Annotated in this window: 16 protein-coding genes; 10 read left to right on the top strand and 6 right to left on the bottom strand. The window is 58.1% G+C overall.

What is annotated here, in order from left to right:
• Window position 1: 1 nt before the first annotated feature.
• The 3 genes from GXX34_11865 to GXX34_11855 all read right to left on the bottom strand — a co-directional run bounded on the left by GXX34_11865 (window position 2) and on the right by GXX34_11855 (window position 2,634).
• The gene (locus GXX34_11865; protein HHW08203.1) at window positions 2–1,186 is read right to left on the bottom strand and encodes an MFS transporter; all 1,185 of its coding nucleotides are present in this window, start codon (window positions 1,184–1,186) and stop codon (window positions 2–4) included.
• 29 nt (window positions 1,187–1,215) lie between these two features.
• Entirely contained in the window at window positions 1,216–1,686 is a 471-nt protein-coding gene (locus tag GXX34_11860; protein HHW08202.1) for an HAD family hydrolase, read from the bottom strand.
• A 63-nt stretch (window positions 1,687–1,749) separates the two neighbouring features.
• Window positions 1,750–2,634, bottom strand: a complete 885-nt coding sequence (locus tag GXX34_11855; protein HHW08201.1) for a LysR family transcriptional regulator — start codon at window positions 2,632–2,634, stop codon at window positions 1,750–1,752.
• Between the two features lie 122 nt (window positions 2,635–2,756).
• Here GXX34_11855 and GXX34_11850 point away from each other — a divergent pair, with 122 nt between their 5' ends.
• The 8 genes from GXX34_11850 to purD all read left to right on the top strand — a co-directional run bounded on the left by GXX34_11850 (window position 2,757) and on the right by purD (window position 13,588).
• Entirely contained in the window at window positions 2,757–6,530 is a 3,774-nt protein-coding gene (locus tag GXX34_11850; GenBank protein HHW08200.1) for a phosphoribosylformylglycinamidine synthase, read from the top strand.
• Window positions 6,531–6,640: 110 nt separating this feature from the next.
• Window positions 6,641–7,135: a 5-(carboxyamino)imidazole ribonucleotide mutase gene (gene purE / locus GXX34_11845; protein HHW08199.1), complete on the top strand. Its 495-nt coding sequence runs from the start codon at window positions 6,641–6,643 to the stop codon at window positions 7,133–7,135.
• A gap of 21 nt (window positions 7,136–7,156) precedes the next feature.
• Window positions 7,157–8,452, top strand: coding sequence for an adenylosuccinate lyase (locus GXX34_11840; GenBank protein ID HHW08198.1), 1,296 nt, complete (start codon window positions 7,157–7,159; stop codon window positions 8,450–8,452).
• 22 nt (window positions 8,453–8,474) lie between these two features.
• A complete protein-coding gene (locus tag GXX34_11835) occupies window positions 8,475–9,188 on the top strand; it encodes a phosphoribosylaminoimidazolesuccinocarboxamide synthase (GenBank protein ID HHW08197.1) in 714 nt (237 codons plus the stop codon).
• Window positions 9,189–10,568: an amidophosphoribosyltransferase gene (locus tag GXX34_11830; GenBank protein ID HHW08196.1), complete on the top strand. Its 1,380-nt coding sequence runs from the start codon at window positions 9,189–9,191 to the stop codon at window positions 10,566–10,568. It abuts the gene before it with no gap.
• A 22-nt stretch (window positions 10,569–10,590) separates the two neighbouring features.
• Window positions 10,591–11,640, top strand: coding sequence for a phosphoribosylformylglycinamidine cyclo-ligase (locus GXX34_11825; GenBank protein ID HHW08195.1), 1,050 nt, complete (start codon window positions 10,591–10,593; stop codon window positions 11,638–11,640).
• A gap of 62 nt (window positions 11,641–11,702) precedes the next feature.
• Window positions 11,703–12,329, top strand: a complete 627-nt coding sequence (locus GXX34_11820) for a phosphoribosylglycinamide formyltransferase (protein HHW08194.1) — start codon at window positions 11,703–11,705, stop codon at window positions 12,327–12,329.
• Window positions 12,326–13,588, top strand: a complete 1,263-nt coding sequence (gene purD, locus GXX34_11815; GenBank protein ID HHW08193.1) for a phosphoribosylamine--glycine ligase — start codon at window positions 12,326–12,328, stop codon at window positions 13,586–13,588. Before GXX34_11820 ends, purD begins: the two co-directional genes overlap by 4 nt.
• 140 nt (window positions 13,589–13,728) lie before the next feature.
• On the opposite strand, the gene GXX34_11810 is transcribed toward purD, so the two are convergent.
• Window positions 13,729–14,355 (bottom strand): CPBP family intramembrane metalloprotease, encoded by a 627-nt coding sequence (locus GXX34_11810; GenBank protein HHW08192.1) that lies wholly within the window; start codon window positions 14,353–14,355, stop codon window positions 13,729–13,731.
• A gap of 10 nt (window positions 14,356–14,365) precedes the next feature.
• On the bottom strand, window positions 14,366–15,253 hold the full coding sequence (gene menA / locus GXX34_11805; GenBank protein HHW08191.1) for a 1,4-dihydroxy-2-naphthoate octaprenyltransferase: 888 nt from the start codon (window positions 15,251–15,253) through the stop codon (window positions 14,366–14,368).
• Window positions 15,254–15,402: 149 nt separating this feature from the next.
• On the opposite strand from menA, the gene splB reads away from it, so the two are divergent.
• A complete protein-coding gene (gene splB, locus GXX34_11800) occupies window positions 15,403–16,422 on the top strand; it encodes a spore photoproduct lyase (GenBank protein ID HHW08190.1) in 1,020 nt (339 codons plus the stop codon).
• 187 nt (window positions 16,423–16,609) lie between these two features.
• Complete coding sequence (locus tag GXX34_11795; protein HHW08189.1) at window positions 16,610–16,840, top strand: hypothetical protein; 231 nt, start codon at window positions 16,610–16,612, stop codon at window positions 16,838–16,840.
• A 45-nt stretch (window positions 16,841–16,885) separates the two neighbouring features.
• Here the strand turns inward: GXX34_11795 and GXX34_11790 are convergent, their stop codons facing one another.
• Entirely contained in the window at window positions 16,886–17,047 is a 162-nt protein-coding gene (locus tag GXX34_11790) for a hypothetical protein (protein ID HHW08188.1), read from the bottom strand.
• Window positions 17,048–17,096: the final 49 nt, after the last annotated feature.

The raw sequence follows: 17,096 nt of genomic DNA, 5'->3' as shown, positions 1-17,096 counted from the left end.
CTCAAGATACTAAAGGTTCCTCCCCCTGCAAGGGCGCGGCGGGCACCTTTCTAACCACCAGCACGCCGGCGGCGGCCACGGCGGCCACCAACAGGATGGCATAAGCCGGGTGGACACCCCACAGGATTCCCGTCAAAGATCCCCCCACGAAAGAACCGATAAACTGCCAGGTATTGAAGACCCCGGTTACCTTACCCCTGTACCCGGCGCCGCTGAGTTTGGTAACCGCGGTGGGGAGCAGGGTGGTTAAACACATGTAACCGGCCATGAACAAGTGCAAGCCCAGGCCCACCCAGAAGGTTCCGGGAATGTAATAAGCCAAAGTACCTAAAGCAACGGCACCAAATGACAAAGCCGTCGTCTCCACAAACCGGCCGGCATCGGCATGTTTAGCCGCCACCCGCATGGCCAGGATGGCCACCAGGGTGGACGGCACAAAGACCTGCCACATGCCTTCCGAACCCAGGCTGTGTTCCAAAAGCAAGGGCACGATGTAAAACTGGCTGACCAGTAAGTAATTGTTGAAGAAACCAGCCGCAAACAGTTTCACCAGGTTGGCATCTTTCATGAGACCGGCGAAACTGAATTCTTCCTGCCCAGCTTGCCCGGCAGGCTTGCCGTCATCTGCCAAGAACAGCCAGATGTACAGGAAAGCCATGACAGCCAGCACAGCGCACAGGAGGAACATCCGGGGTACCTCCAGCCACCGGTGGATGACGGGCCCGCCTACAAAGGCCAAAGTGGCGGATAATCCCACCAGGATCCCGATAATGCTCATGCCCTTGTTCCGCCGGCTGCTTTCGATTCTGTCCCCTACCCAGGCATAAGCCACGGACATGATGGCGCCGCTGCCCTGCAGCAAACGGGCCAGGATGAACAGGTAAATATTGCGCGCCAAGAAGGCCAGCAGTAAACCGAGGGTAAAAATAAAGAGCCCGGCCAGGATTACCTTTTTCCGCCCCCAGCGGTCGCTCCAATGCCCGAAGGGAACCTGCAGCACCGCCTGGGACAGGCCGTAAATGCCCAGGGATAAGCCGATCAAACCCGGGGTGCTGTAGGCTAATTCTTTGCCGTAAAGAGCCAAAAAAGGCATGACCATCAGCAAGCCCAGCTGCCGCAGCCCCATCGCCGCCCCGATACCCAGCAAGAATCTCATTTCTTTTTTGGAAAACCCACCATTACTCATGGCTTGTCATTCCCCCCGCCTGCCGGGCCCTAATTTCGCAAAGTAGCTTTGACCCTATTGGGCTTTAAAATAATCGCCAGGGCATCCACCATGGATGGGGCCACAATGTCCACTTGAGAGAGAAGCCGGCCGCAGCAGCCTTCCTTTTCCACCACCGCGATGGAAAGGGCGGCTATCCGGCACATCTCGATATCGTTAAAACCGTTCCCCACGCAGAGGGTCTGCCCGGCTCCCAGTCTTTCCACGATTTCTTTTTTGGCCTCGCCGGCCTTTTCCCTGGGAAAGGTCAGGACTTCCACACCGAGGGAGGCGCATTCCCGGGTTACCGTACCGTAGGTATCCGCCGTCAAGATGTAAACATCCACCAGTTTTCGCAATTCCGCCAGGAGTTCCCCGGCGCCGTCAATGAGTTTACCGTCCACCGCCAGGGTGCCGTTATAATCAAAGACCACCTGCTTGATTTCAATGATCCCTCTACCAGGTATGTCGTAAATTAGCACCAGCAAATTCCTCCCATCAGGCAAATTACCTGTATCCTTTATAACATTTTTTGCTAATCCTGTCTACAACATGAGTTCCACAAACATCTTGGCCGCCGGCGATAGAGGGGTGCGGGCGGAGATCACCACTCCCAAGTGCCTTTTCGGGATCTTTTCCTTGGTCTTGATGATAAACAGCTCCTCCCCCCTTGCCTCCTCCGGCAGGAATTCCCTGGTTACCAGGGCAATACCCAGGTCAATTTTCGCCAGGGCCACCAGCAGGTCCAGATTAGAGGACTCTATCTCCGGCCGGAGGTGAACCCCCAGATTGTCCAGGAAAGCGTCAAAGAACTGGCGGGTGATGGAGTCCTTTTCCAGCATGAGCACCGGGTACCCCGCCAGTTCCGCCAGGGATACTTCCCGGTCTTTAAGCTGGGCAAACCCTGCCCCGGCCACAAAAACATCTTGGATAGGACGGGTTTTGACTACCTTGAAATCCTTGGGGGAAAGCCTTTGGGGCAGGTTAACAATACTTAGGTCCACTAACCCTTGCTGCAGCAAATCCAGGCAGACCGGGGAAGGGCGGTTGTGGAGCTTTAAACGGACCTGGGGATACAAGGCGTGGAATTCCTTGAAATAAGGCAGCAGGTAATGCTTGCAAATGGTGTCGCTGGCGCCGATCCGGATCTCCCCCCGCTCCAGGGAATGAAGCTCCGTGATGGCCTTTTCCCCCGCCAGGAAAGCCGCAAATCCCTGCTGCACGTGCTGGAAAAGGAGCTCCCCTTCCGGGGTGAGCCGCACCTGCTTGCTGCTCCGGATAAACAAGGTGGTACCCAGCTGTTCTTCCAGCTGCTTAACGGCCTGGCTCACCGCCGACTGGGAAATGAATAAACGCTTCCCGGCTTCGGAAAAACTTCTACAAAAAGCGACATAATAAAACACTTTGTAGAGTTCAAAATTCACGGCCATGAATTATTTCCCCTAATATTAAATATTAGAATTATTAATTTTGCTAATAGATTCTAGCATGTTAAGATAGACTTGTAAATAAGAAATGCTCACTCGCCCATCCCTCACAAAGGAGGCTCCCTATGAGTCAGGTTGTCAGGATCTTTGCGGAAAAAAAACCGGGCTTTGATGCCCCGGCCCAACTCTTGCAGCAAGAATTGCAAGAATACTTAGGCATTAAAGGTCTCAAAGGGGTGCGGCTCATTCACCGCTACGATATGATTCTGCCGGAGGAACACCGGGATCAGGTGCTGGCCGCCTTGTTCCCTGAGACCATGGCCGATAAGATTTATGTCGAAACCCTGCCCCTAGAGCCAACTGATCACATCCTCATCAAAGAACCGCTCTTGGGCCAATTCCATCCCAAAGAAGCAGCCGCCGCGCAAGCCATCATGCTTTTGACGGGGCAACCGGACTCCGTGGCCCGTACCGGGGAAATACTGGTCCTCTCCGGCGAGCTGTCCCCGGCCGAACTGGACCGCATCAAATCCTACTGGCTTAATCCCCTGGCTGCCCGGGAGGGACACTGGGAAAAACCGGCCTCCCTGCAGGCAGCACCGGCAGCCCCGCCCAAAATCGCCGTTTTGGAAGGTTTCACCCGGAAAAGGGAAGATGAACTGGCCTCCCTGGGCCGGGAACTGGGACTGGCCATGAGCTTGGCTGACCTGCAGTTTTGCCAGGCTTACTTCCGGGACCAGGAACAAAGGGACCCCACGGTCACGGAAATCCGGATTTTAGATACATACTGGTCAGACCACTGCCGGCATAAAACTTTCAACACGCCCATTGCCGCCGTGGAAATTGCAGGAGGACCCCTGGCGGAGCCCATCAAAGCCGCTCATGAAGCTTATTTGGCAGCCAGGGAATCCCTGGGTTTGGCAGGACAGAAAGCCCCCTGCCTCATGGACCTGGCCACCATCAGCATGAAGGAACTGCGCAGACTTGGGGCTCTCCCGGACCTGGAGGAATCCGAGGAGACCAATGCGGCCAGCATCAAAATTGCCGTGGAGCACAAGGGCAAACGGGAAGACTGGCTGCTGATGTTTAAGAACGAAACCCACAACCACCCGACGGAAATCGAACCTTTTGCCGGGGCCGCCACCTGCCTGGGCGGGGCCATCCGGGATCCCATGTCCGGGCGCTCCTATGTTTATCAAGCCATGCGGGTTACCGGCAGCGGCGATCCCCGTACCCCCATCGAAGAGACGCTGCCGGGTAAACTGCCCCAGCGATACCTCACGAAAACCGCCGCCCTGGGCTACAGCAGCTACGGCAATCAAGTAGGCGTACCCGCCGGTCAAGTGGTGGAAATCTATCATGAAGGATACCGCGCCAAAAGGATGGAACTGGGCGCCCTGATCGCGGCGGCCCCGGCCCACTGGGTCCACAGGGAAAAGCCGCAGCCCGGGGACGTGATCCTGCTGGTCGGCAACAAGACGGGACGGGACGGCTGCGGCGGCGCCACCGGCTCTTCCAAGGAGCTGGGGCATTCCCCGCAGCAACCGGGGGCAGCAGAAGTGCCGGCGGGGAACCCGCTGGAAGAACGGAAGCTCATCCGCTTGTTCAGGAACCCGGCAGCCACCAGTCTCATCAAGAAATGCAACGACTTCGGCGCCGGCGGTATCTCCGTCGCCATCGGCGAACTGGCAGATGGGCTGGTCATAGACCTGGACCAGGTTCCCCTCGCCTACGGCGGGTTGGACGGCACCGAAATCGCCACGGCTGAAACCCAGGAAAGAATGGCGGTGGTCATTGCCCCGGAAAACGTGCCCGCCTTTCTCCAACTGGCGGAAGGGGAAGGGCTGGCCGCCACCCCCATTGCCGGGGTGACGCCGGACCGCCGCCTGAAAATCTACTGGCAGGGAGACCTCATTGTCGATTTAGACCGGGACTTCCTGAATTCCGGCGGCATCAAAGAAGAAGTCCAAGTCAGGATTACCGCCCCTGCCGGGGAAAACAACTACTTCTCCCCTCCCGGGCCGCCTGTGCAAGGTGACGATCTGAAAAAGGCCTGGCTGGCCCACCTGCAGCAATTAAATAACGCCGGCCAGCGGAGCCTGGCCCAGCTGTTCGATGCCACGGCAGGGGGTCACGCGGTCCTGGCTCCCTACGGCGGGAAGTATCAAAGCACGCCGCAGGAAGGGATGGTCAGCCAGGTCCCGGTACCGGACGGTGAAACCACCACCGGGACCATTATGACTTTCGGATTTAACCCGGAGCTCACCCAGTGGTCTCCTTTCCACGGCGGGCTCTACGCCGTGGTGGAAGCCGTGGCCAAAAACGTGGCCCTGGGCGGCGATTACACCACCATCAGGCTCAGCCTTCAGGAGTATTTTGAGAAACTAGGCCGGCAGCCGGAAAAATGGGGCAAACCTTTTGCCGCCCTGCTGGGCGCTTACTGGGCCCAAAAGCAACTGCTGCTCCCCTCCATCGGTGGGAAAGACAGCATGTCCGGCACCTGGCATGACCTGGATGTGCCCCCGACCCTGGTAGCTTTCGCGGTCAACACCGTCAACGTCACCCGGGCGGTGTCAGCGGAATTCAAAAAGCCCAACAGCCTGATTGTCCTGATCCCTGCTCCCAAGGATGAAAACGGGATCCCTGACTTTGAGCAGCTGAAAGCTAATTTCCGGCAGATCCACGCCCTCATCCAAGCCGGTTATGTTCTGGCCGCCGGTACCGTCAAAACCGGGGGGCTGGCAGTCGCCTTAAGCAAAATGGCTTTCGGCAACCGCCTTGGATTTGTGCTGGAGGAACCCTTGAGCCCGGAGGAATTGTTCGCCCCGGATTATGGAACCATCGTCTTGGAAATGCCCGGGGACCTGGCCCCGGAGGAAATACTGGCCGGGGTGCCTTTCCGCCGCCTGGGGCGTACCCAGGCGGAAGAAACCATCGTGGTCAACGGCGTGGCTATCACCTTGCAGGAAGCCTATACCGCCTGGCACAGGCCTTTAGCAGGCATTTTTGGCGGCGTCCTGCAGCAAAATGAACCGCTGCCTCCGCCGGGGGACCAAGGGGGGGCCACTCACCGGAAGACGCGCAAGGCATCCATTCCTTTAGCCCGGCCCAGGGTGCTAATCGCCGTTTTTCCCGGCACCAACGGGGAATACGAAACCGGGCGAGCTTTTACCCGGGCCGGCGGCGCCGTGGAAACCCTGGTCCTGACCAACCGGACCCTAGACGGCCTGGCGGCATCCCTAAACCGGTTCTCAGAAGCCTTATCCGCCGCTCAAATCCTGGTGCTGCCCGGCGGGGCTGCCAACTGGGACGAACCGGAAGGGTCCGGGAAATACATCGAGCTCATCCTAAGACATCCCCGGGTGCAGGAAAGCATCCTGGCGTTTTTGGACAGGGACGGCTTAATACTGGGCCTCGGCAACGGGTTCCAGGCTCTACTGCGCACCGGGCTTTTGCCTTACGGACGGTTCCGTCCCCTGCACCCACGGGCACCTTTGCTGGCCGTTAACCGGACCGGGCAGCATGAGGCCCAGTACGTGAAGACGAAAGTGGTCTCCACCCTGTCTCCCTGGCTGGCCTTGACGGAAGTGGGCGAAGCATATGTGGTTCCCGTGTCATGCCGGGAGGGACGCTTCATCGCCCCACCGGAAGAAGCCGCCGCACTGTTCCGGCAGGGACAAGTAGCCACCCAGTACGTGGATGAGCAAGGGCAGCCGGCCCTGGATTACGAAGACAACCCCACCGGCGCCTGGTACGCCGTCGAAGGTATCACCAGCCCCGACGGGAGAATCCTCGGAAAGATGTCCCATCCGGAACGCTGGGGGCCGTATACCGCCATCAATATCCCGGGCACCAGGGAAATGCCCTTGTTTAAGGCCGGCATTGCCTATTTCCGGTAAACCGGGAACAGCACCCGGCCCAACTACCGGCCTCGCCACGGCTGGATACAGGGCCGAGAACAAGCATCAGAGGAGTGGTTCCTGTGAATGAGATCAAGGTTGGCATCGTCATGGGCAGTGACTCCGACCTGCCCATCATGAAACAAGCCGCCGACCTGCTGGAGGAATTGCAAATCGGTTATGAAGTGGTCATCGCTTCCGCCCACCGCACCCCGGAACAGGCCTTTGATTACGCGAAAACCGCTGCGGACCGGGGCTTGCAAGTGATCATCGCCGGGGCCGGGGGCGCCGCCCACTTGCCCGGAGTCTTAGCCGCCCTCACCGTGCTGCCGGTGATCGGGGTGCCCATGGCCACGAAAACCCTGGGCGGGGTGGATTCCTTGTACAGTATCGTGCAAATGCCGGCAGGCATTCCCGTAGCCACCATGGCCATCAACGGGGCCAAGAATGCGGCTCTTTTTGCCGCCCAGATCTTAGCCCTGCAGGATGCGGCCGTCCGGGAGCGCCTGGGGCAATACCGGGCTAACCTGGCCGGGGAAGTGCAAGAGAAAAACCGCCGCCTGCAGTCCTTGGGGGCGGAAGCTTACCTTAAGCAGCGGTCTTAAACCATATGCGAGGTGTTACCCATGATTGAACGTTACACACTGCCGGAAATGGGGGCCATTTGGACGGAAGAAAACAAGCTGAAAAAATGGCTCTTGATTGAAGTCCTGGCTTGCGAAGCCCAGGCCCGGTTGGGCCACATCCCGGCCGAAGCCTGGCGCCGGATTCAAGCAAACGCCGGTTTTGATTTAAAGCGGGTCCAGGAGATAGAGCAGGTCACCCATCACGATGTCATTGCTTTTCTTACGGCGGTGGCGGAAAAAGTGGGCGAAGCATCCCGGTACATCCACCTGGGGATGACTTCTTCCGATGTCCTGGACACCGCCCTGGCCCTCCAGATGCGGGACGCCGCCGACCTGCTGCTGAAGAGACTGCATACCCTACAGCAAGCCCTGGCGGAAAAGGCCCGGCAGTATAAATACACCCTGATGATGGGCCGGACCCACGGTATCCATGCTGAACCCACCACTTTCGGCCTCAAAATGGCCCTCTGGTACCAGGAAACGGGGCGGAACATCGCCCGCTTGGAAAAAGCCAGGGAAAACATCAGCGTGGGCATGATCTCCGGCGCCGTGGGCACCTACGCTAACATCGATCCCCGGGTGGAAGAATATGTCTGCCGGAAACTGGATCTGAAACCGGCACCGGTGTCCACCCAGATCATCCAGCGGGACCGGCATGCGGAATACGTATGCACCCTGGCCCTCATCGGCTCTTCCTTAGATAAATTTGCTACTGAACTAAGGCACCTGCAGCGCACGGAAGTGCTGGAAGCAGAGGAACCCTTTGCCCGGGGCCAGAAAGGCTCCTCCGCCATGCCCCATAAGAAGAATCCCATTCTTAATGAACGGATTTCCGGGCTGGCCCGGATCCTGAGAGGCCATGCCCTCACCGCTTTGGAAAACGTGGCCCTCTGGCATGAGCGGGATATTTCCCATTCCTCCGCCGAACGGGTCATTATCCCGGACAGCACCATTTTGCTGGATTACATGCTGGCCAAATTCACCCATATCATTGAGAACCTGGTGGTCCATGAAAAAAACATGAGGCAGAACTTGGACCACACCCACGGGCTGGTCTTTTCCCAGCGGGTGCTGCTGGCACTGGTAGACAAAGGAGTGCTCCGGGAAGAAGCCTACGCCTGGGTCCAGCGTAACGCTCTTAAGGCTTGGGAAGAAAACACGCCCTTCCAAGCGTTGATCCTGAACGATCCTGACATTACCAGGTACTTGAGCAGCGAGGAGATTTCCCGGTTATTCGATTACGGCTATCATCTCAAGCAAGTGGACTATATTTTCCGGAAAGCCGGTCTCGAATGATGGATACAAGGGGGAGGTACCATTGGTCACGAAACTAGATCAGCTCTATGAAGGCAAGGCGAAAAAGATTTATCAAACGGACGATCCGGCGGTTTACTGGGTGGAATATAAAGACGACGCCACCGCTTTTAATAATTTGAAAAAAGGTACCATTCAAGACAAGGGCTATTACAACAACCAGATTTCCGCCCTGCTTTTCAGCTACTTGAAAGACAACGGAATTGACAACCATTTCCTGCAGCTGGCGGGGGAACGGGAGATGCTGGTCCACCGGCTGGAGATCATCCCCATTGAAGTGATCGTCCGCAATATTGCCGCCGGCAGCTTGTCCAAGCGGCTGGGCATCCCGGAAGGAACACCTTTGAAACACCCTGTGTTGGAATTCTGCTATAAATCCGATGCTTTAGGAGATCCCATGATCAATGAAGACCACATCGCCGTGCTGGAACTGGCCGCACCGGAAGAAGTGGCTCTTATCAAAGCCCAGTCCTACCGGATCAACGAGCTGCTGCAGCAGCGGTTCCTGGCCGCCAATCTTATCCTGGTGGATTTTAAACTGGAATTCGGCCGCCACGGGGACCGGGTGATACTGGGGGATGAGATCTCCCCGGATACTTGCCGGCTTTGGGACAAAGACACCATGGAAAAACTGGACAAAGACCGCTTCCGCCACGACCTGGGACAGGTAGAAGACGCCTATGTGCAAGTGTTCCACCGGTTAAAAGGAGGCGCCTAAATGACCGGCCAATTCCGTGAAGCGTGCGGCGTTTTCGGCATTTTTGCCCCGGGCCTGGACGCAGCCATGCTAACCTATTACGGCCTCTACGCCTTGCAGCACCGGGGCCAGGAATGTGCCGGCATCGCCGTGTCCGACGGGACAGGAATTCAGGTGTACAAAAACAAGGGATTGGTAGCGGAAGTATTCCCGGAAGAAACCTTGCAGAAGCTCAAGGGACATATCGCCGTCGGGCATGTCCTCTACGGCACCGGGGCCACTTCCCTATCCGGTGCCCAGCCCCTGTCTTTCAATTACTTGCGGGGCTCAGTGGCCCTGGCCTTAAACGGCAAGCTGGTCAACGGGGCCGAACTCCATCACCGTTTAGCCTTTAACGGATCCGTTTTCCAGTCTAATGCGGAAGCGGAGCTGTTCGTCAATCTCATTGCCCGTTACGGGCAGAATCCCCTGCCGGAAGCCTTGATGAAGTGCATGATCGACGTCAAAGGGGCTTATGCCTTAGTGGTGATGAACGAAAAACAGCTCATCGGCGTCCGGGACCCCAACGGCATCCGGCCTTTGTGCCTGGGGAAACTGGAGAACGGTTATGTGCTGGCCTCGGAATCCTGTGCGTTGGATATTGTAGGAGCTACCTTTATCCGGGACCTGGAACCAGGGGAAATCCTGGTCATTGATGAAAACGGGCTCACTTCCTACCAGACGATGGTACCGGTGCGCCGCGCCGTTTGCATCTTTGAATACATCTACTTCGCCAGGCCGGACAGCATCATTGACGGGGAAACCGTCAATATCGTGCGCCGGGAAATGGGCCGGCAGCTGGCTAAAGAGGTTCGTCCGGACGCGGACCTGGTGATCCCTATCCCCGATTCCGGCACGGCCGCGGCCGCCGGCTACAGCGAAGCCACCGGGCTCCCCTTCTGCGAGGGGCTCATGAAGAACCGGTACATCGGCCGCACCTTTATCCGGCCCTCCCAGAAGATGAGGGACGTGGCCGTCCGCTTGAAACTCAATCCCATCCGGGAAATCGTGCAAGGCCGGAAAATCATCCTGGTGGACGATTCCCTGGTGCGGGGCACCACCAGCAAGAAAATCATTGAACTGCTGCGCCGGGTAGAGGTGGGCGAAGTCCACCTGCTCATTACCTCCCCACCGGTCCTGTATCCTTGTTACTACGGCGTCGACACTTCCCAGCGGGAAGAATTAATCGCCGCAAAGGGCGACCTTGAAGGCACGCGCCGGTATATCGGAGCCGACGGTCTCCATTACCTCAGCCTGGCCGGGCTGCTCAACTCTTTCCAAGGCCCCAAGGACCGGTTCTGTACCGCTTGTTTCGACGCCAATTACATAGCGGGCAAGCCCGGCGGCCAGGAAAGCTACTAAGTCTTAGGAAGGAGGAATTCCCTTGTCTGAACGGACCAAGGCGATCAGCTACCGGGAGGCCGGGGTGGATATCGACGCGGGAAATAGGACGGTGGAATTGATCAAGGAACATGCCCGTACCGCCACCCGGCCGGAAGTATTGTCCGGCATCGGCGGTTTCGGCGGGTTGTTCGCTTTAGACCCCAGCCGCTACCGGGAACCGGTGCTGGTAGCCTCCACCGACGGGGTAGGCACCAAACTGCAGCTGGCCTTTGACCTGGATGAACATCACACCGTCGGCATTGACCTGGTGGCAATGTGTGTTAATGACATTTTAGTACAAGGAGCCGAGCCTTTATTCTTCCTGGATTACCTGGCCACCGGCCGTCTAGTGCCGGAACAAGCGGCAGCCGTGGTGAAGGGCATAGCGGAAGGATGCCGGCAAGCAGGCTGTGCCTTAATTGGGGGTGAAACGGCGGAAATGCCCGGTTTCTACCCACCGGACCACTATGACCTGGCCGGCTTTGCCGTGGGTGTGGTGGAGCGGGAGAAGATCATTGACGGCTCCCGGGTCACCGCCGGTGACAAACTCATCGGCCTGGCGTCCAGCGGGCTCCACTCCAACGGCTTTTCCCTGGCCAGGAAAGTGCTTTTTGACCGGGAACGAGCACGGCCCGGTGCCGCCGGGGACCCGGCGGCGCTGAAAAAGGAACTGCTCACCCCCACCAGGATCTACGTGCCATACGTACTGCCTTTACTGGAGAAATACCAAGTCAAGGGAATGGCCCATATCACGGGAGGCGGCTTGGTGGAAAACTTGCCCAGGGCATTTCCCGTCCAATTCGATGCCCTGGTGCAGGTAGGCAGCTGGCCGGTGCCGCCGGTTTTCGAGTTAATCGCCCGGCAGGGCCCGGTAGCGCCTTCGGAAATGTACCGTACCTTCAATATGGGCATCGGTTTTGTATTGATCGTGGATCCCCGGGAAGAAACAGCGGTCAAGGAAGAATTGGCGAGCCAAGGTCTTCCCGCTTATACCATCGGTTCCATCATCCCCGGCAGCGGGGTAACCAGATTTGACCCCCCTTTAGCTTGAAACAGGCAGGCAAGATCCGGTAACACGGTACTTCTAACCGGCGGAAACAAAGGAGGAATACCATGCGCCCCCTGTTGAGAATTGCGGTTCTGGCTTCCGGGCGAGGGACCAATTTGCAGGCTCTGATTGAAGCGCAAAACGCCGACCGGTTGGGCGGGGAAATTGTACTAGTCGTTTCCGACAATCCCCAGGCTAAAGCATTAGAACGAGCCTCGCGCCACGGCATCCCCACGCGGGTCATTGAACCCGCCGGTTATGCCACCAGGGAGGGTTTCGACCGGGCCCTGGTGGAGACACTGCAGGCCCACCGGGTGGAGCTGGTGGTGCTGGCCGGGTACATGCGCCTCCTGTCTCCCGTGGTGCTGCAAGCTTACCCCCAGCGGGTGATCAATATCCACCCTTCCCTGCTCCCCAGCTTTCCCGGCCTCAATGCCCAGGAGCAGGCGTGGAAATACGGGGTGAAATACACCGGCTGTACCGTGCACTTCGTCGATGAAGGCATGGACACGGGCCCCATCATCGCCCAGCGGGTGGTGGCCGTGAACCCGGAAGATACCGCCGACGACTTGGCGGCCAAGATCCTGCAGGAAGAACACCGGCTTTATCCCCAGGTGGTGCGGTGGCTGGCGGAAGGCCGGGTGGTGCTGCAGGGACGCAGAGTGTTGATTAAGGAGAGTGATGGGTGTTGAAAGTACTGGTGGTAGGCTCCGGTGGGCGGGAGCACGCCCTGGCGTGGAAACTGTCCCAAAGTCCCCGGGTGACCAAAATCTACTGCGCTCCTGGCAATGCCGGCATGAGCTCCCAGGCGGAGTGCGTCCCCATCCCGGCGACGGACTTGACGGCCTTGCGGGATTTTGCCCTTGCCCAAAAGATCGACTTAACGGTGGTGGGACCGGAGGCTCCCCTGGCCGCCGGCATCGTAGATGTTTTCCAAGCAGCCGGCTTGCGTATTTTCGGGCCTAACCAAGCCGCCGCCCGGCTGGAAAGCAGCAAAGCCTTCGCCAAGGAGCTCATGGCTAAGTACGGCATCCCCACGGGCCGTTTTCAGACTTTTCACAACCCCCAAGACGCCAAAGCTTACATTGAGCAGTTGGACAGCCCCTGCGCCGTCAAAGCCGACGGCTTGGCCGCAGGCAAAGGCGTCATCGTGGCCGCCGGTCCCCGTGAAGCCCTCCTGGCGGTGGACACGTTGACGGCGGAGCACCGGGAAGCCTCCTCCGTCCTGGTGGTGGAAGAATTCCTACAGGGCGAGGAAATCACCGTCATGGCCTTTACCGACGGGAAAACGGTGAAACCCATGGTCTGGGCCCAGGACCATAAACGGGTCTACGAGGGAGATCGGGGACCGAACACCGGCGGCATGGGGGCCTACAGCCCCACCGGATTGGAAACCCCGGAGCTGCAGCAAGAAATTTATGAAAAAATCCTGGCGCCCACGGTGACGGCCCTGGCCCGGGAAGGAATTCCCTACCGGGGAGTCCTCTACGCCGGTTTGATTTTGACGGCGGAGGGGCCGAAGGTGTTGGAATTCAACGCCCGCTTCGGCGACCCGGAATGCCAGGTGGTGTTGCCTCGCTTGAGGACGGACCTGGTGGAAGTCATGGAAGCGGTCATAGACGGCACCTTATCTGACCTGGATGTCACCTGGGCGGAAGAAGCCGCCGCCTGTGTGGTGCTGGCCTCCGGCGGCTATCCGGGCCCCTACGAAACCGGCTATGCCATTTCCGGCCTGGCGGATCTGCCGGAGGGAGTCCTGGCTTTTCACGCCGGCACCGCCTTCCGGGAAAACCGGATTGTCACCGCCGGGGGGCGGGTTTTAGGCGTCACCGCCCTGGGGCCCACCCTGCGGGAAGCGGTGGCCCAAGCCTATGCCGGTGCGGCATCCATCCGGTTTGCCCATTGCCACTACCGGCGGGACATCGCCTGGCGGGCCTTCGCCCGGCAGTAGGTCACAGGAACCGTGCTTCATCCTATACTTCATTACCAAAAAAGGGCACCGGCCCATTGGTGCCCGCAGCTTGCTGAGAAATTGTTCCTTTGGCCTACAGTCTGAAGGCACCAGCATAGTGGTGCCCTTTTTCATTCCTTTTACATTACCGGGAATAAGAGAAAGATGCCCACCGTCCACAGGCAGTGGGAAATGATGCAGGGAGCCAAATTCCGCTCCCGCCGGTATAACCAGCCCCAGAAAAGGCCGGCCACCAGGGCCGCCATGACCAGCATGAAATTGCCGGAGGAAAGATGGACCCCGGCATAGACCAGGGAACCCACCAGCCAGCCCGGCAAGTCACCGAACCTGTCCATGGCCCATTTCTGGATGAACCCGCGCCAGAAGATTTCCTCCGCCGGGCTGGTGATGAACAGCAAGATCAAAGCCATCACCAGCATTTCACCCTGGGTGCGGATCTGGTAAATGGCATGGACCTGGCCTTGAGCAAAGGAAAACAGCCACTGGGAGATGGTGTAACCTAACCAGAAAAGCAGGTAGAGAAGGACCGCGGCCGCCGCTCCCGTCAACAGGGACTGCCGGTGAAAATCCCGGCGGTTCACCGGCAGTCCCTGAAAGAACACGGACAAACCGGCCAGGACCGGGGCGGCCACGGCCATGGATAACCAGAAATTAAAAAGCTGGACGCTGAAAATCAAATACCAGAAAACAGCCGCCAGGACCAGGGCCGACAGCACCTGGGCCGTGGAAACTTGACGGGATACCATGGCATACCTCCTACAATACGATGTCGATCAGCAGCCCGCTCACTAGGAGCAGCCCGAATTGAAAATGCAGCTGGGCATGATTCTTTTCCAACCAGGCCAATTTTTCCCCATCCCCGGCCCATCCTTCCCGGGCATCCCGCAGCTGCTGCCACACCCTGGGCAGGGCCAGCAGGGGCAGCAAAGCGACGACGGGCAGCACCCCGGTGACCACCAGCGCCACCAGGCAAGCGTAAGCGGCAATCACCAGGAAATAATAAAAGGACAGGCTCCGGTCATGGCCGAGGATGGTCCCAAGGGTCACGATTCCCGCGGCGGCATCATGCCGGATGTCGCGGAAGTCGTTGGCATGCAGCAAACCCGAAATCAAAAAACCCACGGGCAGGGAAGCCCATACCGGCAGCCAGTCATTGGTCCCGGTTTGCACGTAATACCCACCCCAGGCCATCATGGGGCCCATTAAGAAGAACACCAGGACGGTCCCCAAGCCCCTGTACTTGTAAGCAATGCCCAGGGTGTAGAAATACCCGCCTAAAATGCCCAGCACACCCACCAGCAGCAGGGGCCAGCTGCGTAAGGCCACCAGGTACACGCCGATCAAGGCGGCCGCCGCAAAACAACCTATCCCCACCCACAGCATGTGGGACGGTTTGAGCATGCCCAGCACCAATTGGGGAGAGGTGCGGTTGGACTCCAGGGTATCCACGCCGGACATGTAATCCCCGTAGGTATTGGTGTAATTGGTCCCTAACTGGATGGCCGCTCCCCCCAGCAGGGACAAGAGGAAGAGAAAAGGATGAAAATAGCCTTGGTCCCAGGCCAAGATGGCTCCCAGGGTTACCGGGACAAAAGTAGCCGTCAAAGACCAGGGACGTCCTGCCAGAAACCAGGTCTTCACCATGGGCAACCCTCCTCACTAAGAAATGAATCATGTTTCATAATATGGTCAATTCGGCTCCTGCAAAAAGATTCCTGCCGCCCCGGCAAAATATTTTGCCGGCTCAAGAGGGACATACTAGCATTACAGGTTAACATCAAGGAGGGTAGCCCTTGTTTCAACCCAAGAGAGTCTATTTCGAACCGGAAGCCCTGGAGTATCCTTTAGGCCGGCAGCTCTACGAGCGGTTTAAAGACCAAAGCACTCCTATTTTCATGATCAAGAGCCACAACCGGGTCACCGGCATCCCCGGCAAGGCACCCCGGGAAGCCTACCTGGCAGCGAAAAGCACCCTGGTGGTGGGGGTGCGGCGGACCCTGGACTTCGCCACTTGTAAACCTTCCGCCCACTACCAGCTGCCCCTCAGCACCAGCTGCACCGGCCGGTGCCAGTACTGCTATCTAAACACCACTCTCGGCAAGAAACCTTATGTCCGGGTTTATGTCAACCTGGATGAAATCCTGGCCCGGGCCAAGGAATATATCCGGCAGAGAACCCCGGACATCACCGTGTTTGAGGGATCCGCCACTTCCGATCCGGTGCCCGTGGAACCCTACACCGGCTCCCTGGCCAAAACCATCCTGTTTTTCAGCCGCGAGCCTTTGGGACGGTTTCGCTTCGTTACCAAGTTTACGGATTTGGATACCCTGCTGGACCTGGATCACCGGGGGCATACGGAAATCCGTTTCAGCATCAACACGGATTATATCATCAAATCCTACGAACAAGGCACGCCCAACCTCCCGGCCCGGATCCGGGCCGCCGGGCAGGTGGCCCGGGCAGGCTACCCTTTGGGCTTCCTGATTGCACCCATTTTTCATTACCACCGCTGGCAAGAAGACTACGCCCACCTGCTCCGGGTGTTAAAAGAAGAGCTGGGGCCGGCAGCGCCAGGGGCACTGACCTTCGAACTCATCTCCCACCGCTTCACGGCAGCGGCCAAGAAACGGATTTTGGAAGTGTTCCCGGATACCACCTTACCCCTGGAGGAGGAGAACCGGAAATTCAAGTTCGGCCAGTTCGGTTACGGCAAGTATGTCTACCCGCCGGCAGTCATGGAGGAAATCAAGTCCTTTTTCCACCGGGAAATAGAGCACCATTTCCCCCGGGCGAAAATTGCCTACTTGGTATAACCACATCCGCCTGTAGAAAGCAGCCCCCGGCTGCCCGGCTTGTTAACCCAGTGCTCCTTTGCTATAGGGGGAGAAACTCCCCGGTTGCCCTTACAACGGTCCCCTGGTATACTGAAAAAAATACCGTAACTGGTATCTCATCCCAATACCTTTTGACGGAGGGGAGCTTATGGTGTATGTTCATTCCATGTCCATCATGCCTCTACTCTTCTGGCTGCGGTTCGCCTGGCTGCTGTTATTGGTGGCCACCCACATTTCCTTGACCATCATCGTCTACCGGGATGCCAAGTCATTGTCCCGCCCCGCCTTGGGCATATCGCCGTTTTTGTGGCTGGGTATCACCTTTTCTTTGCCCATTTTAGGCATGTTTATTTACTGGATGATGAATTACTCCTCCCTGACCAGGCAATCAATCTAAAGTCTTCCAAAGCCTTTTTCCCGGCAGTAGGCGGGCGGTTTTCGTCTATTCCTCCGGCTGCGGAAACACCGCTGCCCTGGGCCTGGCCCGGTGGTGGCATACCGACAGCCGCTTCTTTTCCCCCGCATCAATCGAGTAGGAGGGGGCGATTAACCCCCGTCCTCTCACACCACCGTACGTACCGTTCGGTATACGGCGGTTCACCAAGCTTGACGAATTTGATGATAATGTGCAGTTAAACTTCTGAGGCCCTGGC

It is taken from the genome of Clostridia bacterium, from assembly GCA_012840125.1.
Taxonomy (GTDB): domain Bacteria; phylum Bacillota; class DULZ01; order DULZ01; family DULZ01; genus DULZ01.
This window is presented reverse-complemented; position numbering and strand designations above follow the sequence as displayed.